This window comes from Meinhardsimonia xiamenensis (genome assembly GCF_900102905.1).
Lineage (GTDB): Bacteria > Pseudomonadota > Alphaproteobacteria > Rhodobacterales > Rhodobacteraceae > Meinhardsimonia > Meinhardsimonia xiamenensis.
In genome coordinates, this window is sequence record NZ_FNFV01000004.1 from 77,805 (window position 1) to 100,019 (window position 22,215).

The 22,215-nt window shown below is 70.9% G+C and carries 30 protein-coding genes; 2 read left to right on the forward strand and 28 right to left on the reverse strand.

Annotated features, from left to right (window positions below; genetic code table 11):
- Window positions 1–118 precede the first annotated feature (118 nt).
- From BLQ14_RS09400 to BLQ14_RS09500, 21 genes are all read right to left on the reverse strand, one after another.
- Entirely contained in the window at window positions 119–364 is a 246-nt protein-coding gene (locus tag BLQ14_RS09400) for a hypothetical protein (RefSeq protein WP_092500308.1), read from the reverse strand.
- Complete coding sequence (locus BLQ14_RS09405) at window positions 354–590, reverse strand: hypothetical protein (RefSeq protein WP_092500309.1); 237 nt, start codon at window positions 588–590, stop codon at window positions 354–356. The genes BLQ14_RS09400 and BLQ14_RS09405 overlap by 11 nt, the downstream gene beginning before the upstream one ends.
- The gene (locus BLQ14_RS09410; protein WP_245657054.1) at window positions 590–1,207 is read right to left on the reverse strand and encodes a lysozyme; all 618 of its coding nucleotides are present in this window, start codon (window positions 1,205–1,207) and stop codon (window positions 590–592) included. The genes BLQ14_RS09405 and BLQ14_RS09410 overlap by 1 nt, the downstream gene beginning before the upstream one ends.
- 44 nt (window positions 1,208–1,251) lie before the next feature.
- Complete coding sequence (locus tag BLQ14_RS15615) at window positions 1,252–1,383, reverse strand: hypothetical protein (protein ID WP_281220847.1); 132 nt, start codon at window positions 1,381–1,383, stop codon at window positions 1,252–1,254.
- Window positions 1,380–1,769, reverse strand: coding sequence for a hypothetical protein (locus BLQ14_RS09415; protein ID WP_245657056.1), 390 nt, complete (start codon window positions 1,767–1,769; stop codon window positions 1,380–1,382). Before BLQ14_RS09415 ends, BLQ14_RS15615 begins: the two co-directional genes overlap by 4 nt.
- 1 nt (window position 1,770) lies before the next feature.
- On the reverse strand, window positions 1,771–2,397 hold the full coding sequence (locus BLQ14_RS09420) for a DUF2460 domain-containing protein (RefSeq protein ID WP_092500311.1): 627 nt from the start codon (window positions 2,395–2,397) through the stop codon (window positions 1,771–1,773).
- Window positions 2,398–2,400: 3 nt separating this feature from the next.
- Complete coding sequence (locus tag BLQ14_RS09425; protein ID WP_245657057.1) at window positions 2,401–4,533, reverse strand: phage tail tape measure C-terminal domain-containing protein; 2,133 nt, start codon at window positions 4,531–4,533, stop codon at window positions 2,401–2,403.
- A complete protein-coding gene (locus BLQ14_RS09430; protein WP_092500313.1) occupies window positions 4,526–4,762 on the reverse strand; it encodes a DUF7697 family protein in 237 nt (78 codons plus the stop codon). Before BLQ14_RS09430 ends, BLQ14_RS09425 begins: the two co-directional genes overlap by 8 nt.
- Window positions 4,759–5,190: a hypothetical protein gene (locus tag BLQ14_RS09435; protein ID WP_092500314.1), complete on the reverse strand. Its 432-nt coding sequence runs from the start codon at window positions 5,188–5,190 to the stop codon at window positions 4,759–4,761. Before BLQ14_RS09435 ends, BLQ14_RS09430 begins: the two co-directional genes overlap by 4 nt.
- Window positions 5,190–6,128: a phage tail tube protein gene (locus tag BLQ14_RS09440; protein WP_092500315.1), complete on the reverse strand. Its 939-nt coding sequence runs from the start codon at window positions 6,126–6,128 to the stop codon at window positions 5,190–5,192. The genes BLQ14_RS09435 and BLQ14_RS09440 overlap by 1 nt, the downstream gene beginning before the upstream one ends.
- Window positions 6,129–6,152: 24 nt before the next feature.
- Entirely contained in the window at window positions 6,153–6,578 is a 426-nt protein-coding gene (locus BLQ14_RS09445; RefSeq protein ID WP_092500316.1) for an acyl-CoA transferase, read from the reverse strand.
- Window positions 6,579–6,650: 72 nt separating this feature from the next.
- A complete protein-coding gene (locus tag BLQ14_RS09450; protein ID WP_143004478.1) occupies window positions 6,651–6,995 on the reverse strand; it encodes a TSCPD domain-containing protein in 345 nt (114 codons plus the stop codon).
- On the reverse strand, window positions 6,995–7,615 hold the full coding sequence (locus BLQ14_RS09455) for a DUF6441 family protein (protein ID WP_092500318.1): 621 nt from the start codon (window positions 7,613–7,615) through the stop codon (window positions 6,995–6,997). The genes BLQ14_RS09450 and BLQ14_RS09455 overlap by 1 nt, the downstream gene beginning before the upstream one ends.
- Complete coding sequence (locus BLQ14_RS09460) at window positions 7,615–7,929, reverse strand: head-tail joining protein (protein WP_092500319.1); 315 nt, start codon at window positions 7,927–7,929, stop codon at window positions 7,615–7,617. Before BLQ14_RS09460 ends, BLQ14_RS09455 begins: the two co-directional genes overlap by 1 nt.
- Complete coding sequence (locus tag BLQ14_RS09465) at window positions 7,926–8,264, reverse strand: DUF2190 family protein (protein WP_092500320.1); 339 nt, start codon at window positions 8,262–8,264, stop codon at window positions 7,926–7,928. The genes BLQ14_RS09460 and BLQ14_RS09465 overlap by 4 nt, the downstream gene beginning before the upstream one ends.
- Window positions 8,265–8,499: 235 nt before the next feature.
- Window positions 8,500–10,536, reverse strand: coding sequence for a prohead protease/major capsid protein fusion protein (locus BLQ14_RS09470; RefSeq protein ID WP_143004479.1), 2,037 nt, complete (start codon window positions 10,534–10,536; stop codon window positions 8,500–8,502).
- Window positions 10,537–10,549: 13 nt separating this feature from the next.
- Window positions 10,550–12,031 (reverse strand): phage portal protein, encoded by a 1,482-nt coding sequence (locus BLQ14_RS09480; RefSeq protein WP_092500323.1) that lies wholly within the window; start codon window positions 12,029–12,031, stop codon window positions 10,550–10,552.
- Entirely contained in the window at window positions 12,028–12,234 is a 207-nt protein-coding gene (locus BLQ14_RS09485; RefSeq protein WP_092500324.1) for a phage head-tail joining protein, read from the reverse strand. The genes BLQ14_RS09480 and BLQ14_RS09485 overlap by 4 nt, the downstream gene beginning before the upstream one ends.
- Window positions 12,231–14,234, reverse strand: coding sequence for a phage terminase large subunit family protein (locus BLQ14_RS09490; RefSeq protein ID WP_092500325.1), 2,004 nt, complete (start codon window positions 14,232–14,234; stop codon window positions 12,231–12,233). Before BLQ14_RS09490 ends, BLQ14_RS09485 begins: the two co-directional genes overlap by 4 nt.
- Window positions 14,221–14,916 (reverse strand): hypothetical protein, encoded by a 696-nt coding sequence (locus BLQ14_RS09495; protein ID WP_092500326.1) that lies wholly within the window; start codon window positions 14,914–14,916, stop codon window positions 14,221–14,223. Before BLQ14_RS09495 ends, BLQ14_RS09490 begins: the two co-directional genes overlap by 14 nt.
- A 10-nt stretch (window positions 14,917–14,926) precedes the next feature.
- Window positions 14,927–15,655, reverse strand: a complete 729-nt coding sequence (locus tag BLQ14_RS09500) for a phospholipase D-like domain-containing protein (RefSeq protein WP_092500327.1) — start codon at window positions 15,653–15,655, stop codon at window positions 14,927–14,929.
- Between the two features lie 111 nt (window positions 15,656–15,766).
- On the opposite strand from BLQ14_RS09500, the gene BLQ14_RS09505 reads away from it, so the two are divergent.
- Both BLQ14_RS09505 and BLQ14_RS09510 read left to right on the forward strand, forming a co-directional pair.
- On the forward strand, window positions 15,767–15,958 hold the full coding sequence (locus BLQ14_RS09505) for a hypothetical protein (RefSeq protein ID WP_092500328.1): 192 nt from the start codon (window positions 15,767–15,769) through the stop codon (window positions 15,956–15,958).
- Between the two features lie 20 nt (window positions 15,959–15,978).
- Complete coding sequence (locus BLQ14_RS09510; RefSeq protein WP_092500329.1) at window positions 15,979–16,188, forward strand: hypothetical protein; 210 nt, start codon at window positions 15,979–15,981, stop codon at window positions 16,186–16,188.
- A 243-nt stretch (window positions 16,189–16,431) separates the two neighbouring features.
- Here the strand turns inward: BLQ14_RS09510 and BLQ14_RS09520 are convergent, their stop codons facing one another.
- From BLQ14_RS09520 to BLQ14_RS09550, 7 genes are all read right to left on the reverse strand, one after another.
- Entirely contained in the window at window positions 16,432–17,817 is a 1,386-nt protein-coding gene (locus BLQ14_RS09520; RefSeq protein WP_211295372.1) for a site-specific DNA-methyltransferase, read from the reverse strand.
- Window positions 17,814–18,635 carry a hypothetical protein gene (locus BLQ14_RS09525; RefSeq protein WP_092500332.1) on the reverse strand — a complete coding sequence of 274 codons (822 nt, stop codon included), beginning with the start codon at window positions 18,633–18,635 and terminating at the stop codon, window positions 17,814–17,816. Before BLQ14_RS09525 ends, BLQ14_RS09520 begins: the two co-directional genes overlap by 4 nt.
- 356 nt (window positions 18,636–18,991) lie before the next feature.
- A complete protein-coding gene (locus BLQ14_RS09530) occupies window positions 18,992–19,537 on the reverse strand; it encodes a hypothetical protein (RefSeq protein WP_092500333.1) in 546 nt (181 codons plus the stop codon).
- Window positions 19,534–19,944, reverse strand: a complete 411-nt coding sequence (locus BLQ14_RS09535) for a VRR-NUC domain-containing protein (RefSeq protein ID WP_092500334.1) — start codon at window positions 19,942–19,944, stop codon at window positions 19,534–19,536. The genes BLQ14_RS09530 and BLQ14_RS09535 overlap by 4 nt, the downstream gene beginning before the upstream one ends.
- A complete protein-coding gene (locus tag BLQ14_RS09540) occupies window positions 19,944–20,606 on the reverse strand; it encodes a hypothetical protein (RefSeq protein WP_092500335.1) in 663 nt (220 codons plus the stop codon). The genes BLQ14_RS09535 and BLQ14_RS09540 overlap by 1 nt, the downstream gene beginning before the upstream one ends.
- Entirely contained in the window at window positions 20,593–21,471 is an 879-nt protein-coding gene (locus BLQ14_RS09545) for a helix-turn-helix domain-containing protein (RefSeq protein ID WP_092500336.1), read from the reverse strand. The genes BLQ14_RS09540 and BLQ14_RS09545 overlap by 14 nt, the downstream gene beginning before the upstream one ends.
- Window positions 21,468–22,121: a hypothetical protein gene (locus BLQ14_RS09550; protein WP_211295360.1), complete on the reverse strand. Its 654-nt coding sequence runs from the start codon at window positions 22,119–22,121 to the stop codon at window positions 21,468–21,470. The genes BLQ14_RS09545 and BLQ14_RS09550 overlap by 4 nt, the downstream gene beginning before the upstream one ends.
- Between the last annotated feature and the right edge of the window lie 94 nt (window positions 22,122–22,215).

Here is a 22,215-nt window from a genome sequence, read left to right on the forward strand (position 1 = left end):
CCCCGTCATGCGGTCATCGAGATCGGCGATCCACGCCGCCCACGGGCGCGGCACCTCAGCCACCGACGCAGCTGGCGGGCGCGCCAGACGTGCCTCGGCATAGGCCGCGCAGCCCGCATCACCAGGCGCCGTCGTTGCGGCGCAGCCGCTCAGCAGGATCATCGCCGCCGGCGCGGCCCTCCGCCACCGCCGCGCGGCCCCGCTCCATCCGCTCAAGAGTGTCCTCCAGCGCATCGCGCTCCGCCTCCCGCCGTCCCTCGCGCCGCCCCTGCGCCCGGCCGAGCAGCCGGCCGGCCAGAAGCCCCCCCAACAGCCCGGCCGCGCCCAGCGCCCAGGCCAGAAGCTGTCCGAGATCACCGATCACCCCGGAACCCCCGCTCGATCCGGTCTCGCAGGCCGATCAGGCCGAGACCGAGGAAGATGAGCCCGGCGGGCGAGGCGTCACCCGAACCGGCAAGCAGCGAGATCAGGCGCGCCAGCTCCGACAGCGAACCGCTTGGAGGCAACACCACCGACGCGACGCCCGTCGCAACCGAGAGAACCCCCGCCCACCAGGTCAAGGATTTCGGTCGGATGTAGCGCAGGCCCATCAACGCCTCCTCCCCAACAGCCGCCAGAGCGCCGAAATGAGCCGCCCCGGCCACCCCGCATCCCCGGATGCATCCGCCGCGCCCGCATCAAGCCATGCCAGAATCGCCGCCGGCTGCAGCAGTCGCACCGGCGCGGAGAAATCAACCTGGCCCCTCTCGTCGGCGCGCCAGACCGGCACCGACCCGATCACATACCGCCCGGTCCGGAACAGCTCCTGCTCCGCCTCGCGGCGCGGAATGATCGCCTCCGGCCGCCGCCAGCCCATGAAGGCCCGCGCCGCCGCCTCCCGATCACCGGAATTCAGATGCCGCGTCAGCGCCGCGCGGCCGATCCCGCCGGTGTTGAAATGGAAGGAAACGAGCGCGTCGAACTCATGCTGGGCGAGCGGCACCCGCACCGCCTCGAGCACTTCCCGCTCGACCCGCCGCAGATCGCCGCGGAACAGCTCTAAGGCCTGGGCCAAGGCCGCGTCCAGATCCTCCGGCATCCCGCGCGGCATGCCAGCCGGATCCGGAGGCCCGGCCGCAGCCGTGTGACCGATTCCGAACGTCCACGTTCCCCCGGAGTCACGATACGGCGCAGGCACGATTCCCTCGTGCCGCGCCAGGGCCATCATGCCCCGCGCGCTTGTCCTCATTCAGCCCTCGCAGATTGCCGTCGTCAGACGAGCGCGGAGATCACCAGGATCACCACCGCTCCAATCACCCCGATCCGGACCCGCCGCCAGAACAGCTCGACGGGATCGAGTGAGCGCTCACGCGCCGCCTGAACGCGCCGCACAAGCCCGCTCATTTGTCCTCCTGATCCGACACGTCCCGCTGCGCCGCCCGCAGCCGAGCGTGAACCATCTCCACGAAGGCCGCCCCGAACACCCCGACGAGATACGCCGCCGACCCCGCCGCTCCACCCGCCGGGATCGCCGCCTCCGGAAGTCTCAGCCATGCCGCGATCACCACCATCGACAGACTCCCCATGCCAGCCGCGATGAACGCGCCGATGACGATGTGCCGCAATGCGTCGCGCAGACGCATGCGCGTGGTCAGCGCGCTCGTCGCGCCGCCCAGCGCCCCCCACAGAGCCAGGATCACCGTGCTCGAGGCGAGCACCTCCCTCATGACCGCCGCGATCCATCCGCCACCCGGCTCGCTCATCACCTGCACCACATATAGACCGATCAAGCTATTCGCGCACCTCGACAAGGGGAATCGAGGCGATCGAGCCGAGCCGCTCGACATCGAGCGTCACGTCCAGCGCATCGCTCTCGAACCGCACCGGCACGTCGAACTCGAAGCCGGCCGAGATGGTGACCCCCGCCCCCGGAGGCACGTCGAAGGTCACCACGCCCGTGCCGGTATCGACCGTCCAGCCGTCCGCCTGCTCGAAGCCGTCGAGCGCCACCCGCACCGTCCCCGCAACCGGCTTGCGGATCGCCCGCGTCCAGCTCTGTGCGCCCGAGGCGTAGGCCTTCGCCAGCTGAAAAGCCGTCGTCGCGCCGTCCCCGGTGCCGATCACCTGATCGGTCGCCGAAGGCGTCTGCGATGGCAGGCAGGACTTGTAGTCGGCCCAGTCCTTGAACCGGAAGCCGTAAAGGCGCCCGTTGCGCGCCTCGAAGAAGGCGACGACGGCAGCGAGATCATCGGCGCGCCGGATGCCGTAGGCGACGTCATAGCGCCGCCGCGAGTCGGCCCAGCTCGCGTTGCGCTCCTCGAGTCCCGAGGCAAGCTCCACGATCTGCGTCCGCCGCTCCGGCCCGCCGCGAGCGCGCCGGCTGATGTCGTCGGGAAACCGCACATCGTGAAACGCCATGGCTCACAGCCCCCGCCGGCCCAGCGCGACCGCCCGCGCGATATCCGCCGCAACCTGCGTGCGCGACTGCCGGAAGCTCTCCACGTCGCGCGCGACGATGGTCACATTCACCCCGCCGCCCCCGGCGAAGGCCTGCGCCTCCCGCCGGCTCAGCACCCGCTCGCCACGCTGCAGGATCGCCGGAACCTCGTCCGCGCGAAGCCCGGCCCACCCGCCGGAATGCATGCGCGGCGCGCCCGCGAAGGCGAGCGCCGGCACCATGCGCGATGGCGCCGGTCCTCCGACCTCGCCACCACCATGGAAAATGCTCGCGCCTATGCTGCCGAGCACGCTCGACAACCCTGACGCCAGCGGCCCGACGATGTACTTCCGAGCAGCCAGCCGCGCCAGATCGGCGATGATCGACGTCACAAGCTCCCCCACCTTGAGCTGCCCCGTCCTGACGAACTCCGCCACCGCGTCCTCGGCACTGCGGAAGGCATTGACGAGGCTCTCCCCGATATCGCCCGCAATGCTGCGCGCCTGAGCGGCGTACTCCGAAAGGCTCTTCACCACAGCCGCCAGGCCCTGCGCCTGCGCCTCACCGCCGCCTCCCCCGGCTCCGCCCGCCGCCGCGCCAGCCTGCTCGATGCTCCGCGCGAGCTCCTCCGCCACCTCCTGCGCCTCCTCGAGAGCCTGCGCGCCCTCCTGGCCCGCCGCCCGCATCGCCTCCCGCAGAGGCTCAAGCGACTCGAGCGGCCTCATGATCCGGTCCGCCAGGATATCCGCCTGATCGCCAAGATTGCCGGCGTAATACCGATACTCCTCGGCTGTCTTGCGCAGCTCATCCACCGCCTGCCCCGCGAAGGCCGCGTCGAGTCCGACGTCGAGCGCGAGATCCTTCATGCCGGGAATCTTGAACAGCCCCTCCGACAGGAGCTTCAGGAACCGCGCCCATTTGTCCTGCATGAAGGCGAGCGCGTCGACCCAGGCCGCCCTCATCCGCCAGCCGACAGCCTCCACCCGAAGCGCGATGGTCCAGGCACCCTCGCGGATCCGGCCCCACACCTCGACCGCCACATCCCCCAGGAGCTTCAAGGCCTCACCGAAGCCGCCCGCGCCCTGCACAAGCCTCGAGAACTGGTAGATGAGCTCGCCCGCACCGACGATCAGCGCGCCGATGCCGGTCCGGATGAGCGCCCCGCGCAGGACAACGAGCGCCGTGGCGAGGCCCTGCACCGACAGCGCCGCCCCCGCCAAGCCCACAACCCATCGACCGGCCATGAAGGCGGCGAAGGTCGTGGCGTAGGTGCCGAGACGCGCCAGATTATCGAAGACAAGCGTGATCGCCTGCCCGAGCAGCCCCGACCGCTGCGCCACCGCCGCCAGCGCATCCGCCACCGCCTCGAGCGCCGGCGCGGCCGCGACCGCCAGCTGGTTAGAGAGCCCCCGCCAGATCAGCCCGAGCCGCGAAATTGCGTCATTGGTGCGCTCGATCTGGTCGGCATCCGCCTCCGACACCGCCACCCCGAAGGCCTCGACATCCGCCGCCGCCTGCCGGAGCGTGGCCGTATCCACCCGGCTGAGCGCCACATAGGCCGTATCGCCGAACAGCTGCGAGAACAGCGCCGCCTGCTCCGCCTCCGATCCCTGCTCGCGGATCGCCTCCGTCACGCGCGCGATCCGCTCATCGAGCGGCAGCGCCAGCAGCTCCTCCGCATTGAGCTTCAGCCGCTCGATGGCCTTCGCGCCCGGCCCGCCGCCATTCTCCGCGAACAGCGACAGGCGCCGCGTGAGCCGCGATGCACCCTCCTGCAGGCCCTTGAAGGCAACCCCCGAAAGATCGGCCGCGCGCGCCAGCACCTGCACCGACTTGACCGTGGTCTGCAGCGACTGCGCCAGTTTCGCCTGCGCATCGACCGTCTCGAGACCCGAGCGCACCATGGCGACGCCCGCCGCGGCAACCGCCGCGGCCATCGCCGCCGCCGCCAGCTTCGCCTGCCGCGCGATCCCGGCAAGCCGCGCATTCGCCGCCTGCACCTCCGCAGACAGACGCCGGAAGCCGCGCTCGCCCGCCCGGCCCGCGTCCTCGAGCTCCGCCTTGAGCTGCCGGCCCCCGACCGCAACGAGCCGGACGCTCACCCGCTTTTCAGCCATCGCGCTCCCCGATCCTCGCATTCAGCGCGCGCACAAGCACCGCCTCGATGGGCGGCACGAGCTCCGCCACCGCCGCCGGAGGCACGCCCAGCGCGGCTGCCAGCGCCAGCACCGCCGTCATGTCATAGCCGAGCACGGCCCCCGGCACGGCACGCAGCTGCCCGCCCGCGCGCTGCACCACATCCCATACCTGCGCGCCCTCCAGCGTCCGCGCGGCGTGCTCCCTCATCGGGCAGTCCGGGCACTCCTGAACGCAGGCTCCACAGTAGTCGGCGCCCCCGCCGAAGACCCACTCGGCGAGAGCGCAGAGGCGTTTTTTTCCTGCTCCAGCAACAGGCCCTTCGAGACATAAACAGCCTGGAAGGCCTCGAAGACCGGCCACAGATCCAGAAACGCATCGATCGCCTCCGGCGACGGCTCAAGCGCGTTGCCCTCCCCGTCTCCGACGCCCTCCCAGGCCAGCACCGCCCGCCGCGCCAGCGCCTTTGCGAAGGCCAGCGCCCGCTCCTCATCCGAGGCCTCCGCCGGCACCGCCTCCACCGCAGGATCCCCGCGCGCCCCAACCATCAGCGCCGTGGTCAGCGGGCGCAGCTGCACCCGTACGCCCGGCGCCAGCTCATACCAGCGCGGCTCATTGGACAGATCGAGCCTCAGCATCAGTAGGCCGCCACGTCGTTTACCAGCTCGACGGTGCACATCCGGCCGAGCGCGCCGTCCACCGCCGCCTGCCAGTCGAAGGAGGCCTGCACGCCGCGCGGCCCGTCGATGGAGATGCGCGGCACCGGCAGATAGACCTCATGCGCCGTGAAGGTCAGCCGCTCACCCGAGGCGCGCGTGTATTCGAACACAAGCTCGCAGGCCGTGCCGGCAATGGCCTGGTCCACAAGCGTCGAGTCCGCGAAGCGCACGTCGATCGAGCCGGTGAGCGCCGCGATGGAGGGATCGGCGCCGTCGATCTTGCCGTCATCGCGGATGGTCTCGATCCGGTCCAGATTGTTCGCGTAGCTCACCTCGGCAGACACCACATTGCCCAGGGCAACACCCTCGCGCCGGATCTCGCCGTTGAAATGCCCGAAGCGCTCGATCGTGACCTCCGCCGGCGTGCCGGCCCCCGAGCTCGAGGCGACCGCCTCGCCCTGCGCAACGAGCTGCGCCGTCGCCGTCAAAAGCCCCGACCGCTCCATCCGCCAGCCCAGCCGGTCGAGAACGCAGCCCGAATACATCGCGAAGCGCGGCACCTCCGGCATGCCGATCTCGACCGACATGCTCGGCAGCGACCAGGAGCCCGAGCGAAACTCATGCGTATAGGGCCCCGCGCCCGTCGTCGTCGGATCCCCGAACGCCGCCTTGAGCCAGAAGCCGAAGGCCTCGGCGTCGAGCGGCACGGTGATGTCGCCATCCGCCGTGACCGCGTCCTTCAAGGGCGCCAGCGGGTCGCGGCCGTAGCCCAGCAGGTCCGATTCCAGAAGCGGCTGCTCCGCCCCGAGCGAGCTCGAGACGAACGGCATCTTCGTATATCCCGAGACGGGCGCCACCCCGTAGCTCGACTCCCACGCCAGCGCCATCTGCGCCCGCGCGCCCTGTGCCCGCGCCATTTCCTGCTCCTTCCGATGATCAGATCACTCAAGCGGATCGCCGGTCGCGTAGTGCAGCACCACCGGCACCACCGCCGCCTTCATTCCCTCGCCGCCGTCCTCGGAGAGCTCCTCGGGCGCCGGCGCCTCGGGCTCCGCCCAATCGCAGACCCCGCCAAGCGTCCGGTCCCCCGCCAGGGCCACCCCTATCGCCGCGCAGAGCGAGTCGAACACCGCCTCGCGATTGGACCCGTCCGCCAGCACCTCGAGCTGCGCGCGATGCTGATAGACGTATGTCGGAGGCGACAGCAGCACCTCCGGCTCGCCGGGATCCCCGTCCCGAAGGATCACAAGCCCCCCGGCCGGCACCCTCGCCGGCAGCGAGCCCCCGCGCCGGAACGCCGCGCCCGCCGGCAGGCCCGCCTCGATCACCGCCGCCAAGGCCTGCAGCACCTGCTCGGATTTCCGCATTCACCCCTCCAGCGCCGCAGCGCCCGTGCCCGTTTTTGGCACCTACTGGTTGGTCGAAAAAACGGGCATGCCCTACGCGACCGGCCCCGAGCGCTCCCGCTCGACCAGGCAATCCACCACGGCGCCGATCACGCTCGCCGCCTCCACCTCCAGACCCGAGAAGGTCGCGACCTCGACACGCCCGAGCGATCTCTGCAGATCCTCTGCCCGCGCGCCCCATTGCAGCGCCAGCGAGATCACCACGCAGGCATCATCCAGCGCCGCCGCCACGTCGGAACCGTAGCGGAAGCCGGAAGCAAACACCTCGCGCGGCGCGCCGGTCGCCGGATCGAGCCCGATCGTGACCGCGATCTCGCCCCCGCGCCATGATATCACCCGCGTCTCCGACGGACGGCGCTCAGGCAACCTCTGCCGCATCAGTCCCTCCACGCCGCCACGATCCGCCCCGGAATTTCCGCCTCGATCCGCCGCGTGTCCCGATCGAGATCGAGCCGCTTCTCGAGCCGCACCTGCGGCACAAGGACGAAAACCGGAATCGAGGCCAGACCCCGGCCGGTCTTCGAGCGCGAGCGCATGGCGCGGCCGCGCTTGTTCAGCCTGCCCTCGGCCACCAGGATGCCGCCGCCCGACCGGCGGCGGATGAAGCGCAGCCTGATGCCCGTCCGCGCCTCGAATTCCCTCGGGCTCGGCCGCCTGCCGCCGCGTCCGCGCCCCGCCGCCGGCAGCGGGATGGCCAGAAACCGGCCCCCGCGCGCCCGCACCACCGCGCCGTCGTCGAACGTGCCCACGATATGCGAAGCCCGCGACCATACCAGCGCCGCCGCACGGATGCTCTCGCCCTCACGCGGATAGCCCTGCGAGCGGATCGAATTCGCGAGCCGCCGACCGAGGCCCGCCCGCTGGATCTGCGCGCGCCACGCCGCCTTGAGCTCCGCGCCCGCGCCATGCACGCCGCGCGTCACCGCCCGCTCGCCGTCGCGCACGACCTCGCGCATCGCCGCCGCCGCGCCGGCAACCTCACGCAGCTCCAGCCGCATCAGACCGGCCTCACCTCCGCCGTCCAGACAAGCCGACGCTCGTCACGCCGCGGCTCACCGACCACCTCGACCGTCTCACCGCCGATCTCGAAGCGATCCCCGATGGCCAGATCCGGCACGCTCCCGACCGGCACCCGCACCACATAGCCGTCCCCGACCGCCACCGTGCCCTGCCAGTCGACAAGCTCCTCCGGCCGCGCGCGAATGATGCGCACCGGGATGCCGGGCCCGGCGCCACCCGGCAGCCACGTCGCATCGTCGGCCATGTTGCGATCCGCGAACAGCGCGCGGATCGCAGTCTCCAGAGCGCTCATACGGCCGCGCCGTTGAGCCGCACCCGCCCCGTGGTGTCGGCCGAGCCCGCCGCCTGCCAGGCGACCCCGATAAGCGTGTTCGCCCCGGCGCCGTCAGACGTGGTGCACTGACCGGCCCCCACGTCCCAATAGACCTTGTCGCCCGCGCTCCAGGCCTGCGCCCCGGCCTTGGGCAAGTCATAGACCCCGGTCAGCACGATGACGCCCGAGGCGCCCGAGGCGATGTCGCCCTCGGCCACCCCGAAGATCGAGCCCACAAGCACGCCCTGGCCGCTCGCGATCGCGGAGCCGGCCGTGATCTGCATCCGGTCGCCCGGATAGACGAAATTCCGCATGAGTTTTCCCTTTCGATTTCACTCGCGCGCGGGAGCGGCAGCGCCGCCCCGGCGCATCCCCCGCCGCCGGGAGGATTGACGGCAGGAATGGACACGCCCGGACCCCGCCGGACGCATGTTCGGTTCCCGGCCGGGGCGACCGCCGAAACCCCGGCCGGGAAGGCCGCGCAGACCCTCAAACGCGCGGCCAAGGCGCGCCGCCAAGGAGAGCAACGGCGCGCAACCTCACTCAGGATCAGGCGCCGGCGTTGCGGAACAGACCCCGCCAGTCGATGGCCTTCGCCGCAAAATCGTGGCGCGCCTTGATCTCGACGCCATCGACCTCGAAGCCCTGACGCACCTCCGTGTAGACGCCCTCCTGACCCTCCAGATAGGCGTACTCCACCGTGTCGATGCGCGCCGCATCCGCCGCCAGGAACCACGGATCGGTCCCCGAGTCGGGCAGCAGCCGCGGCTCTTCCACCACCTCGAGCTGGCCCGCGAAGGCATTGACGTCCGAAGCCGAGGCCGGCGTGGTCGCCGTCACGTGCTTGCGCGCCTCGACCGCCCGCGAGCCCGGAGGCACGATCAGCCACCGCGGCAGCACCGAGATCTTGCGCCCGTCAAGGCCCGTCTGCGCGGCGAACTTCCGGTAGGCCTCCGCCAGCGAGTCCTCCGTGATGGCCGCGGCCGTGCCCTCGTTGCCGTGAGCGGCATCGAACAGAGGATTGCCGTCGCCCATCTGCGGGTTCGTCGACAGGATCGAGTAGACGATGTCCGACTCCAGATCCGCCGCCGCCGCGCCGAACGCCGCCGGGATCCGCGTGAAGGCGTCGAGATCGTCGTTGATCAGCACCTGCCGCGTGATCCCGATGATCCGCCCGTAGGTCAGCAGCGCATAGACCTCCCGGCTCTCCGAGATCGTGCCATAGCGGAACTCGCCCGACTCCGGCACATACACAAGGCTCGGCGCGCCGGAGAGCTGCGTCACCGAGACCTGCTTGAAGTCGGAGATCGTCCGGCGCCGCGCCCAGCGCGTGAAGGTCCGCGCTGCCCGCGTGTAGGCCTGGCGCAGCGTCTTGTTCGCCACATTCGCCAGGATCAGCGGGAAATCGCTCGTCGAATGCATGCCGGCCCGCCCGAGAAGCGCGGCGCCCGCAAGCTCCATCCGGCCCATGCCGCGCGTCGACACCCCGCCGCGCTCGAGCGCGTGGCGCGCCAGCTCCAGAAGCGAGCGCCCGATGAACTCCCGCGAGCCGGAAGGCAGCTCGAACTCGGTCGGGCTGTGCCGGTGCAGCAACGCCGCCGCCATCGCCTCGCGATAGCCGCCGTCGTCGCGCCGCGCCTGGGCAGGCGCCGGCTCGCCGCGGCGCGGCGCCTCCGCCTGCGCCTCCGCCAGATGATCGAGGATCGCCGCGCGCGCCTCATCCAGCGCCACGCCACGCTCGATCAGATCGGCCCCGAAGGACTGCGCCAGACCGTGCCGCTCGCAAAGCCGCAGGATCTCCGCCGCCGTCCGACGCGCCTGCGCCGCCGCATCCGCGCCCGCCGCGGGCTTCTCCGCCGGCTCGCTTCGCTTTTCGGCCTGCGCCTCACTGCGCTTCTCCGCAGTCCCGGCATCCACCGCCTGCGGCTCCTCCACGGCCGCCGCCGCGACCGCGCCCTTCTCCGTCCGTTTCATGGTCGTCCCTTTCGATTTCGCCGCCCCGCCCGCGGCACCTCTCCACTCGAGCACGCACTCCGCGCGCTCGCCCTCATCGGAGCGCACCCGCGCCCCCGCGTCCGCCGGAATGGCCACCGCCGAAATCTCCAGCGGCTCCCAGTCCACCGCCCGCCACAGCTCACGCTCGCCGTCGCGCTTCTCGATCTCGTAGCGGTGCACCCGGTAGCCGACCGAGACCGCCACATGGCCCTCGAGGATGCGCCGCACCACCGGCCTCGCATCTTCGGCCTGCGTGAGCCGCACCTGCGCCACCCCGATGCCGCCCTCGAGCCGCACCGAGCCGGGCACCACCGAGCCCAGGATCGAATGCACCTGACCGGCCCAATGCGTGTCCAGGAACGGCGCCCCGGCATCGAGCCGCTCGAGCCGCACGGCGCCGGGCTCCACCACGAGCTCCTCGTCGTACTCCGTCACCGAATCCCAACCCTCGAACCGCCGGCGCTGCACCCGCGCGCCCGTGGTCCAGACCACCTCGATGACGTCACCCTCCTTCGCCCCGCCCGAACCCTGGACGCGCCTCACCTCCGCCGCCCGCCGTTCGACGGGCAGCATCACCGTATCCCTCGGCATGACCATGCTCCTGTTACTGATCGCCCGACTCCGACGGGCCGGATGCCGCCGCAGTCTCCGACGGCTGCTCCGAGCCGCCCTTCGTCGTCCGCCGCGGATCGCTGTCGAAAACGAGCCCCGCCGCGTCCATCATCTCCGCCGCCTGCGCCCATTCCCCCAACACCGCGTCCGGATCATAGCCGCGCTTCGCGATCATCTGCTGCGGCGTGGCGAAGCCCGCACGCACCTCGAGGATGTCCGCCTGCACGTCCTGCAGCGGATTCACGCTCTCGAAGCGCGGCGGTCCCCACTCGGCCGGGATGTCCGGCCGCGGCACGAGCCCCGCCGTGAATGCCGCGTCCATCACCCAGCCCCAGATCCGCTCGCAGAACATCGGGATGACCGTGTGCCACTGCACCGCCTCGACCATCCGCCGGAACTCGTTGAGCCCGACCCGCGAGCTCGAGAAGTTGACCTGGGAGAGATCGCCCGTCAGCAGCGCATACGGCACCCGGAAGCCCGCCGCGATGGTGTGCTGCTGCACCCGATTCCACTCGTAGATCCCCGACGTCGACGCCGGATTGTTGAACTTCACGTCCTTGCCGTGCCGGACGTAGGAGATGAGCCCCGGCTCAAACTGCTCGACCCGGTTCCCGTCGCTGTCGATCACCACCGGCGCGATGGACTCGCCCTCCTCGTCGGCAAAGACGAAGGCGACCGTCGAGGCCTCGATCTTCTTCCGCGTGAGCTCCGCCGTCCGCCAGTCCCCGAGCTCGCGCAGGCCCGTGATGGCCGGCACGCCCCAGGGCACGCCCCGGTTCTGCACCCGCTGCCGCTCGAACAGATGCGCCACGTCCTCGGCCGGCACCCGCTGCGACTCCATGCTCCGCCCGACCCAGGCCGTCCGGTCGCCGGGATGATCGCGATAGAGCCAGTAGGCCCGGCGCCGCCCCTGCGCGTCGTACTCGATCCCCGACACGATGCGCCCGCCATCGGGCAGCTCCTCGTTCTTGCCGTCGTCCAGATGATCCGCCTCGAGGATCTGCACCTGCAGCGGCACCGGCAGGCCATCGGACGTCCGGCGCCGGATGCGCCGCGCGATCACCTCGCCGCCCTCGATCATCTCGCGCACCGCCAGCGCGGTCAGCCCGTGAAAATCCGTATGCCCGTCGGCATCGGCGCGCGCCGCCCAGCGCCGCCACACCTCGTCCGCCCGCCTGTTCTCCTCCGCATCCGGCCCGGCCGCCCGCGCCCGGATCCCGGCGCCAACGATGTTCGAGACAAGCACCTGCACCGCGTTTGCCGCGAGCGCGTCGTTGCGTACGAGATCGCGCATCCGCTCCCGCAGGGCCGGGCCCGCCGCCGCGATCTCCGCGTCCGCGCTGGTCCCGGCCGCGATCCAGCCCTCGGTGCCGCGCCCGCGCCGCGCCGCCTCGTACTCGCGCCGCTCCGGCGCGGCGCGTCCACCGCCCAGCGCCCCGAGTATGCGCCCGAGCATGGACCGCCGGCGCCTCATCGCGGCCTCCTGAAGGAAGCGAATCCTGCGACCGCGGCCGGGCCCGAGGCCGACGCCAGACGCTGCTCAATGTAACGGATCCGCGCCAGCAGATCGGCCGCCGAGCCGTAGGTCACCTGATGCTCGCCGGTTTTCACCGTCAGCGTCCCCGACGCATAGGCCCGCCGCAGCGCCTCGAGCTCCTCCTCCGAAAATCCGCTCATCCCCTGCCTCCTCTCGGCCCGAGCCAGCTCTGCCGCCGCTTCGGCAGCTGCGCGGGATCCGGCCCCGCGCCGGGCTCGCTCACCACCCGCCGCGCCTCCGCCGCGCCTCCGACCGGCTGAGGCGGATCGAGCTCAAGCTCGCGCTGGATCCAGACCCCTTCATCCCACCGATCGATCCCGACAAGCCAGGCTGCGGCGCGCGCGTAGACCCGGCAGTCCAGCGCCTCGTTGCGCTCACGGACCTGCTGCCACTCCAGCCTGGTCCGGCCGCCCCGGAGATTGACCGTAACCAGCTGCTCCGCCGTCAGCTGCCGCACCCACTCCGACGTGATCCCGCGCGGAATGTGGATGTAGCCCGCCGGCCACCCCTTGCCCTCCGCCAGCTCCTCATCTGTCGGCGCGTTCAGCCGAAGATAGCGGTAGGTCTCGGACTTGAAGAAGCCCACCTGGATCGTCCACAGCTGCACCCCGCGCCTGACCTTCCGCCCGCGCCGCGTGACCTCCACCCAGCGCGGCCCGTCCACCGGACTGCCCGAGGCCGCGTGATGCACGCCCTTGATCGCCATGACCCGATCGCGCGACTGCCCGCGCACCCAGGCGTAGACCGCCTCCGTCGTGACCCCGTCGCCGGAGTCGATGGCCAGCCGCTGGATCGGCATCTCCGAGCCGCCCGGATGCCGCCAGGTCCGGCGCAAGAGCTCGTCGAGCGCCCCGATCACCCGCGGCGCGCCCATCTCGCCCTCGATCACCACATGCTCGATCAGCCACGACCGCAGATTGCGACCCCAGCCCCACACGTCGACCTCGACCCGGTCGCGCTGCACGTCGGCCCCGGCCGTCAGCAGGACCGCGCCCTCGGGCAGCTCCCCGAGCTGGTGCGGACCGCGCCGCTCATAGAGCCGCTCCCAGTCGGGCGCCTCGCCCCGCTCCGCCCAGGTCTCCCCGAGCATGGTGTTCTTCACCACCTTCAGCGCCGCGTCGTTGCCCTGCGCCGCCTCCCAGGCCCGCGCGATCGCCTCCCAGCTCTGCCAGCCGAGCGGCGAGTAGAGCGCCGAGAGATGGAAGCCCACCACCCCGGCCCGCCGCGCCTCCTCCACCTGCTCGGGCGGCGCCGTCGGGATCCAGCACGCCCCGTGCTCCTCCCGAAGGATGCGCGCCTTGTGCCGCTCCTCGAAGGGCTCCTCGCAATGCTCGCAGACGTAGGCGACCTGCTCCGGCAGCCCCTTCGGCCAGCGCAGGCGCTCGAACTTCAGCCACTGTAGCCCGCCGCAATGCGGGCAGGGAACGTGGTAGCGCCGCTGATCGGACGCCAGAAACTCCCGCTCGACCCGGCTCACGCCCCGGATCGTCGGCGTCGACACCACGAACACCTTCGCGCGATGCCCGTACGTCGCGGTGCGCGCCTCCGCCAGCGCCACCGGATCGCCCTCGCCGTCGACGTCGCCGGGATAGGCGTCGACCTCATCGAGGAACACGAACCGCGCCGGCATCGAGCGCAGCCCCGCCGCCGAATTGGCGCCGGTCAGGATGAACTGCCCGCCGCGGAACGACTTCGAGAACGTCGTGTTGCCCGAGTCGCGTGAGCGCGCCGGCGCCACCAATTCCCGCAACGCCGGGCTCTCCGAGATCAGCGGATCGATCCGCTGCTGCGACAGACGCTTCGCGAGCTCCGTCGTCGGCTGCACCGCCAGCACCGGCGCCGCCGCGCGGTGCATGATGTAGCCTATCCAGTTGTTGCCCACCTCCGTCGCGCCGATCTGCGCGCCCTTCATGAACACCACCTTGCGGGCCGGCGACATGGGCGACAGCTCGTCCATGACCTCCCGCAGATACGGCGTCCGCGCGGTCCGGTACGGCCCCGGCTCCGCCGCCGCCCGCTGCGGCAGGATGCGGTGCCTGTCAGCCCACTCCGAAACCGTCTGGCGCGGATCCGGCGCGAGGCCCGAGAGCCAGGCCGCCCGGAGCGCCGCCTCGCCCTGGAACGCCTCAGCCTGCGGCATTCCGACCATCGCCCCCCAGCTTCACCTTCACCTCCGACTGCTCGGCCAGAAAATCCCACAACGCCCGCTCGAGCACCTGCTCGAGCTCCCGCGCCTCAACCCCAAGCTCCGCCGCCATCTCCGCCGACACACGCGTCGGCCACGCCAGCAGCGCGTCGCGGACCCGCCGCGCCAGCGCCGTCACCATCTTCTCCGCCGCCTCGCGCGGAACAAGCTCGCCCTCCTGCTGCCGGAACTTCTGGCGCATGAGCTGCGCCTCGTAGAAGGTCTTGGCCGTCCGCGCCTTGTTGATGTCGATGCCGCCCGCGCCCTCGATCCCGGCACCCGGCGCCACGCCCGGCCTGGCGCCCGCCCGCTCGCGCGCATCCGCAGCCTCGTCGAACTCCCGAACCGCCTGCCGCTGCTCCTCCGTGAAATTCTCCGCCCGGCGCGCCACACGCTCCAGACGGCGCTGCTCCGCTTCCCGGCGCCGCCGCTCTTTCTCCTCCGGCGAAAGCGCCTTCCCCGCGTGAACCCCCCGCTGTTTCGCCGGATCCGTGTTCGCATCCCACTCGCGCATCGCGCGCTCGGGATCGATCGACCCGTCCGGTTCGAGCGAGATCCGGCCCGAGGCGATGGCCTTGTTGACCGCCGCGCGGCTCACGCCCCGAAGCGCCGCGAACTCGGCCTTCGTCACCCCCATCGCGACCGCCTCAATCCCCGAACCAGGCAGCGAACTCCTCGGCCGTGATCAGGCCCGACCCGCCGCCCGCGCCCTCATGCGGATCCGATGCAGCTCCCCCGGACCCCTGCGACAGCCAGCGATCATAGACCGCCTGGATGATGGCGCGATTGTCCCGCGACCTCCCCGACCAATCCCACAGCCCGTCGAACCACTGCCCCCAGAACTCGGCGATCCCGTCGTCCACCGAGATGTCGAAGTTCTCCGTCCGCAGGTTCTTGTTCAGGTTCATCGAGGACCGCCACGCCGCCCGCCGTCCCGGCCCGCCGTCCACCACGATGACCTTCGCATGCACCGCGCAGCAGCGGAACGTATCCACCCCGAAACGCTCGATCATCGGGCCCGCGAACTGCGGGCTCTTCTCGAAGGTTGCCCGGTCCAGCAGGAAGCGCACGTCCGTGGCGAGACCGAGGAACTTCAGCTCCTGCAGCCGCTCCACGTCATAGATCCCCGTCGTCCAGGTCGAGACCCGCACCGAGCACGGATGCAGCTGCTCGACCATGTGCTCGACCGCGTCGATGGCCGAGAACTGCCCCGCCGTGGCGCCGGTGATGTGCACGCCCGGCTCAAGCGGGCCGATGCACTCCGCCGCCGTATCCACGCGGCTGATCACCTTCTGCACCGACGCGCCAACATAGCGCAGCGCGCGCGGGCGCCGCAGCCGAGCGGGCAGCGCCGGCTCCTTCCGCCTGCGGCTCATGCCAGCACCCCGTTTTCACGTTAGACCGATTTTTATCGTTGTTTTTCAGCGTGTTAGCTTGGCGAATCGAGTGTTTTCTGCCATGGTGGAGACATGGAAAGGAGACCCGCCATGACCCCCAAGACCCGCCCCATGAACCTGATGGAGGCCCTCCAGAACCCCGAACTCCGCGAACTCATCGACAGCATCGAAGACATGATCGTCTCGATGCGCGGGCGCGGCCACGACCCCATCCTGGCCGAGGCCTTCGAAAACGCCTGCGCCGAGCTCGAGCGCCGCACCGGCATCGATTACCGCAACTGACCCCGCAGGGAGACACCGCCATGATCGCCAACCGCCGCCGCTCCGCCATCCCGGCCATGACCACCGCCGAAAAGGCCAAGCTCCTGAGCGGTCCCGCCCTCATTGACCTCGCCACCGGCCGCAGCAACTGGTGGCGCGCCATCGCCCTCGCGGAACTGCGCGAACGGATCGCCACCGGCGACGTCAACGACATCGACCATGACGCCGCGGAAGCCCTCGGCCTGATCTGATGCACCCGAACCAGGCACGCGAACTTCACCGGCAGGCCTCCGACAAGGAGGCCTACGGCATCACCAACACAGGCCCCGCATGGAACCGACTGCAGGAGAGCCGCCGCCGCCGGATGCACCCGGCCCTCCGCCGTCTGGCCGAATGCCTCGATCTCTTGACAGACGCTGCCCTGCTCGTCCTCGGATGGGGGGCAGCGCTCGCGCCGCTGCTCCTCCTGCTCCTCCCATGACCGCCAAGCCAACTCACGCCGCCTCGCGACGGCGCGTCCTCGCAACCGCCTCAAAAGACCGGCCGTCCTCGTCCACCGCCTCAAGGCCCGAATACCCCTCCCAGCGCCGAACGATCACGTCCACGAAACGCGGCTCGAGCTCCACAAGCCGCGCCCGCCGCCCGAGCTTGTGGCAGGCGATCAGCGTCGACCCCGACCCGCCGAAGGGATCCAGCACCACGTCCCCAGCCTGGCTTGAATTCTCGAGCATCTCCGCGATCAGCGCCACCGGCTTCATGGTCGGATGATCAGATGAGCGGCTGGGCTTGTCGTGGCGCAGCACCGAGCCCTCCACCGCCTCGATCTCGAGGCCCGACCCCGAGATGATGAGGCACTGGCCCGCGATCTCCACCTGCACGCGCCCGTCGGGCAGGATCTGCACCGGCGCACCCGGCCGCTCCATCACCGTCGTCCGCGCCCGGCCCCCATACCAGGGATGAGCCGCGCCCGGCTTCCAGCCGTAGAGGATCGGCTCGTGCCTCCATTGGTAGTCCGACCGCCCGAGAACCAGCGACTGCTTCACCCATATGAGGCACCCGCTGAGCTTCAGCCCGGCATCGCGGAAGGCGCGCCGGAAGGCGAGGCCCTCCGTGTCCGCATGCGCCACATACACCGGCCCCCCGGCCCGAAGATGATCCGCGGCAACCGACAAGGCAGAGACCAGGAAGCGCCGGAAAGCACCATCGTCCATGTCGTCGTTGGCGATCCGCCCGGCCTTCGACTCATAGGCCACGTTATAGGGCGGATCCGTCCACACCATGTCCGCCAGATGCCCATCGAGCAGCCGGCCCACCACCTCGCGATCGAGCGCGTCACCGCAGATGACCCGGTGCTCCCCGAGGATCCAGAGATCCCCCGGCCTCGACACCGGAGCCGCCTCCGGCTCGTCCTCCGGCACATGGTCCTCATCGCCCAGCGCCGGCGCGGGCACGTCCCCCTCCAGATCGCCGGCAAGGAGCGCATCGAGCTCGTCGTCCGCAAAGCCGAGCACGTCGAGATCGAAGCCGCTCTCGAACAGCGCCTGCAGCTCCGCCGCGAGAATCTCCTCATCCCAGCCGGCATTCTCCGCGATCTTGTTGTCGGCGATGACGAGCGCCCGGCGCTGCTCCTCCGTCAGATGCCCGAGCTCTATCACCGGCACCGACTCGAGCCCGATGCGCTGGGCGGCAAGCAGGCGTCCGTGGCCCGCGATGATCACCCCCTCGGCGTCAACCAGGATCGGATTCGCGAAGCCGAACTCGCGGATCGAGGCCGCGATCTGCGCGATCTGCCACTCCGGATGCGTCCGCGCGTTGCGCGCGTAAGGCGCCAGAGCGCTCACCGGCCGGTATTCGACCCTGAGCTTGCCAGATCTGCTCACGCCACGTCCCCCGAAATCCACACCGCCGCCGCCGAAGGCGACACTCCGCGCCAGCGCAAGAGCCCGAGCGCCTCCTCGACGTGCCATCCGCTTGTGGCCACATCGTCGACAACCAGCACCGGCCCGCGCGCTTCCCCGATCAGCTCGAGCGGCTCGATCCGGCCCGCCCGGCGAGGATGCGACGATCCGCCCTCGACAACCCGGTCGCCGAACAGCTGCACATGGTCGAGCCCGAGCTCGCTCGCGACCGCCCGCGCAAGCCGCTTGCCGAAGCACTCCTCCGTGCCGCTGTTCCCGCAGGCGATGTTCGTCACGCGCCAGCCCTCGAGGCCACCGAACAGTCGCCGGATCACCACCGCAAGCTCCTCCGATGCCGAGCGCAGGAGCGGCTCCGGAGCCGAGCGCTTCGCCTCCCGAAACGCCGCCACGTCCCGCTTGCGCGTCCGGCACCGCCAGGCCCGGCAGGCGATCCAGGACACATCGTGGCGCGAGAACACCGCCGGCCGCCAGACCGTCTGACCGACGATCCCCTCGCACCCGCTCCGGCTGTCGACCCCGCGCTCACGCCGCCGCCGCAACGGACGCGCCTCGGCGCCCGACTGCCCGAGCATGCGCACCGGCAACAGATCGAGCCCGAGCCGCTCCGCTGCCAGCACCCGCGCCGCGCCCGCGACAACCCGGCCGTCCTCCGAGATCACCACCGCTCCCCGCGCGGTGCCGGAAAGGAGCTCCCGCTCTGCCAGCTCCACCGCATCCGCAGGCGCCTCCGGCGCGAACTTCGCAACGAGCTCGGCCGCGCGCATCATCCGCGCAGGCATGGTCAACCCCCGCCACTCTGCCCAGCGCCGTTAACCCAAACCCGAAACCCAAACCCGAAACCCAAACCCGAAACCCAAACACGGAACCCAAACGAAATGCCTGACGCTAGCGAAGCACGGGGCCCCGCCCGCCCGCATACGTTTCCGCGCCGGGAAGGACCCGAGGCGGGCCCCCCGGCCCCTGAAGCGAAAGGGAAAGCCAGAAAAAAGGCGCGAGCCATGCGGCGCGCGCCCCTCCGATCTTGCCGGGAATCATCCCGAAAAATGGGCGAATGGGCAAGGATTTTTTTCAACCGCGGCGATAGCCGTGCTCCAGCAGGCTTGCACCGATTTCTCACCCCCATCCCGCGACTGCTTCAACGCCCATCCCGCCAAGCCGCCAGAAGATCCTCGATCCCGCGAGCGCGCGCATGCTTCAGCCGGTCGCGGCTCAGTCCGCTCTCCGCCTGAACCTTCCGTCCAGGCACTCCCGCAGCGAGCGCATAAACCGCGCGGCGGATGCGCCGCCAGTCACCGAGACCGCGCAGCGCGTGCCCGTGCCAGACCTCGAGCACCTCGTCGCGCAAGGCGATTTCCGTGGCGTCCGGATGCGGAGCCCGCGCCGCCGGCGGCTCGACCTCCTCCGTCTCGCCCCGCAGCGCCGCAGCCACCCGCTGCCACCAGGTCACCTCGTCCGGCGCGAGCCAAGCCCCCGGCGACGCCGACGGATACCCCGACCTCGGAGGCGGAGCGTCCGCGCGCGCGGAGACACGGATCGCGTGGCAGAGCATGCCCCACATCACCGCCCGATCGTCGAGCTTCGAATTCCCATGGGCATAGCGCGCAGCGAGATCATGCTGCACCGCCCACCGCCAAAGCCGCTCCCGTCGCGACACCGCCGCCGCCCGCGCATGCCGGGTCATGCCCCGCCTCCCTTCACCGCCTCCCCCGGAACAGATCGCACACACCGCGCCCGGACCCGCACGCCGGCCTCCGACAGCGCCCCGAGCGCGTCGTCAATCGAACGCACGAGCGCCCAATGATGCCCCTGATCCTCGACCGCGTCGCGGAACGCACGCTGCGCCGCGCTCACCCGCCCTCCCGGCGCCTTGACCTCGAGAAACACCACGCGCCCGCCGGCCAGCACCACAAGATCAGGCCAGCCCGGACAGACGCCCATCCCGACCAGGATCGCCTGCGCCCGCCGCGCGGCCTTTCCGCCGGCACGCCGCTCGTTCGGAGAGTGATGGATGATCGCCGTGCCCGGCAGCGCAAGCCGCAGAGCCCGTACGATGGCCCGCTGGATCGCCGCCTCCCGCGCCCGTGCCATCAGACGCCGCCCTCCGTCCCGCGCGCCGCAGCCACCGCGTCCAGCACCCGCGCCACCGCCTCCTGCAGCGCGCCGCGATCAAGCCCCGCGCGCCCCGGACCCTCGCGCGCCTCCATGACCCGCACCGCCCCGTCGTGCAGACGCTCGAACTCCTCGAGGCGCCGCCGCGCCGCCTCCTCGCCGTACACCTCGATCCACCGCGCAACCAGTTCCCGCCGGCGCTGGGCGATGACGTCCTGCGACACCGCGCCGGTCCGCAACATCTCCAACGCATCCCGTCCCCACAGATCGCCCTCGCCGAATCCGGCGCCCTCGTTCACCCGGCGCGCCCGAACCTTGAGCGACCAGCCCCATGACCCCACGTCCCCGTCGCAGCCCGACCCCTCCGGCACAGGCACCTGCGAACGGGCATCAAGACCCGCGCGCTTGACCTCGCTTGCCATCGGCCACGCCCGCGTCCGCGCCCGCTCATCGAGCAGATCCAGCACCCGGCCGATCCACAGATCGACCCCGTGGGGCGGAGCCGTCCGCAGGAGCACTCGCAGCAGCGTGTCCGCCTCCTCCTGCAGCGCCTCGTCCGTCGTCAGATACCGCGGCGGCTGATACCGCTCGAGCCACGCGTTCAGCCGGTCCGCAACCATGCGCTTTTCAGCCGCCTGCATCGCCACCGCCCCCCTCGATCTCCTCGGGCAGACGCGCCCGCACCCGACGGCGCGCCGGCTCACCACCCGCCACAGGCGCCGCCACGCCAGCCGCCGCGCGCGCCTTCTCCTCCGCGAACCGCTTCATCGCGAAATCGAAGGCCTCCGGCCCCCGAGACGGCTCCCGGTAATTCGCCTGCGTCTCCGTGACCGCCCGCACGATCTCATCGTCCGAAAGACCGAGCGATCGCCACCCAGCCACGTGCAGCAGCGCGGCAGGCGGCATCCACCGCGCCGGCAGATGCCCGGAGCGATGCCCGGCTGCGAACAGCACGCGATCAAACAGCTGATCGAGGCCACCAGATGTTGTGTCCGGCGGATTACTCGCGCACGCGCGCGCCTCCCCACCCCCCCCTTGTTCAAGGATGGTTCTAGGATGGTTAGGGTGAATCTCCTTCACCCCATGGGGTGAATCTCCTTCACCCCTGGGGTGAATCTCCTTCACCCCTTCCTGGCCCGAGGGGTGAATCTCCTTCACCCGTGAATCTGCTTCACCCCAAGATGTAGTGTCCGTCCGCCGCGCCTCCTCACGCGTCGACGGCAGCCCAGCGATGACCTCGATGGCCAGCCGGTACTCGATCGTCGCGCCGTTCCGGCACGGACGGGTCCCGACCTCGACCAGGAACCCCGCATCGACAAGCGCCTTCATCGCCGTCTGGACCGCGCGCTTGCTGAGCTCCAAGTCGGCCGCGATCCGCCCCTTCGCAGCCCAGATGCCGCCGCCGTCGTCGCACGCCAGATCCGCCAGATACATGGCCACGGCCTTTGCCGTGGCCCCGAGGCCCAGCCGACTGCGCCGGATCAGGCTCGCCACCTCCACGCTCATGGCCAGTCTCCCGCCCGATCCAGCGCTTCCCGGCACGGCGGCAGCCAGCACAGCCGCGTCCCGCCTGCCCGCACCTGAGCCTCGAAATCCCACACCAGCCAACAGTAGGCCGTGGCCGTCGAACCCCGCCGATCAAGCCGGCCCCGCAGCATCGGAACCCGCTCAGCAAACTGCAGCACGGCGCTGGGCGGATGCACAGAGTACAGCCGCTCCCACCGCCCGACGCCCTCGAGGAACTGCGTCCGCACAAGCATCGCGACACCGCGACGCGATGTCGACAACGCGATCCAGATGAAGCTCTCGGCGAGCCGGAACGGCGGATTTGTCACCGTCCAGTCAACCCAGCGCAAATGCCACTGCGACAGGTAATCCTCGACCGCGTCGAGATTGCCCGCGCCGTAGTCGTGCACGTCGATCTGCTCGACCGTGCCGAAGTACTCCCCGAGCGCCCGCGCCAGATCCCCGCGCCCGGCCGCCGGCTCCCGGCACCGCTGCTGCGCGAGATCATGCCCCTGCCGCAGAAGCCACTCGCAGAGCGCCCGGCCGGCCCAAGGCGGCGTCGGGAAATCGTCCAAACCGGCCACGTCCGGCCCGCGGTGCGCCATCACCGCGCTGCCGCCGCGCGGCATGCCCCCATCAGGCTCCGGCATCTCGCTCCCCCGTCGAACCGCCAGCACTGGAAACGCTGTGTTTACGGACAAGGCGATGGACCTGCCCACGCGGCACGCGCACCGTGGTCTCCCA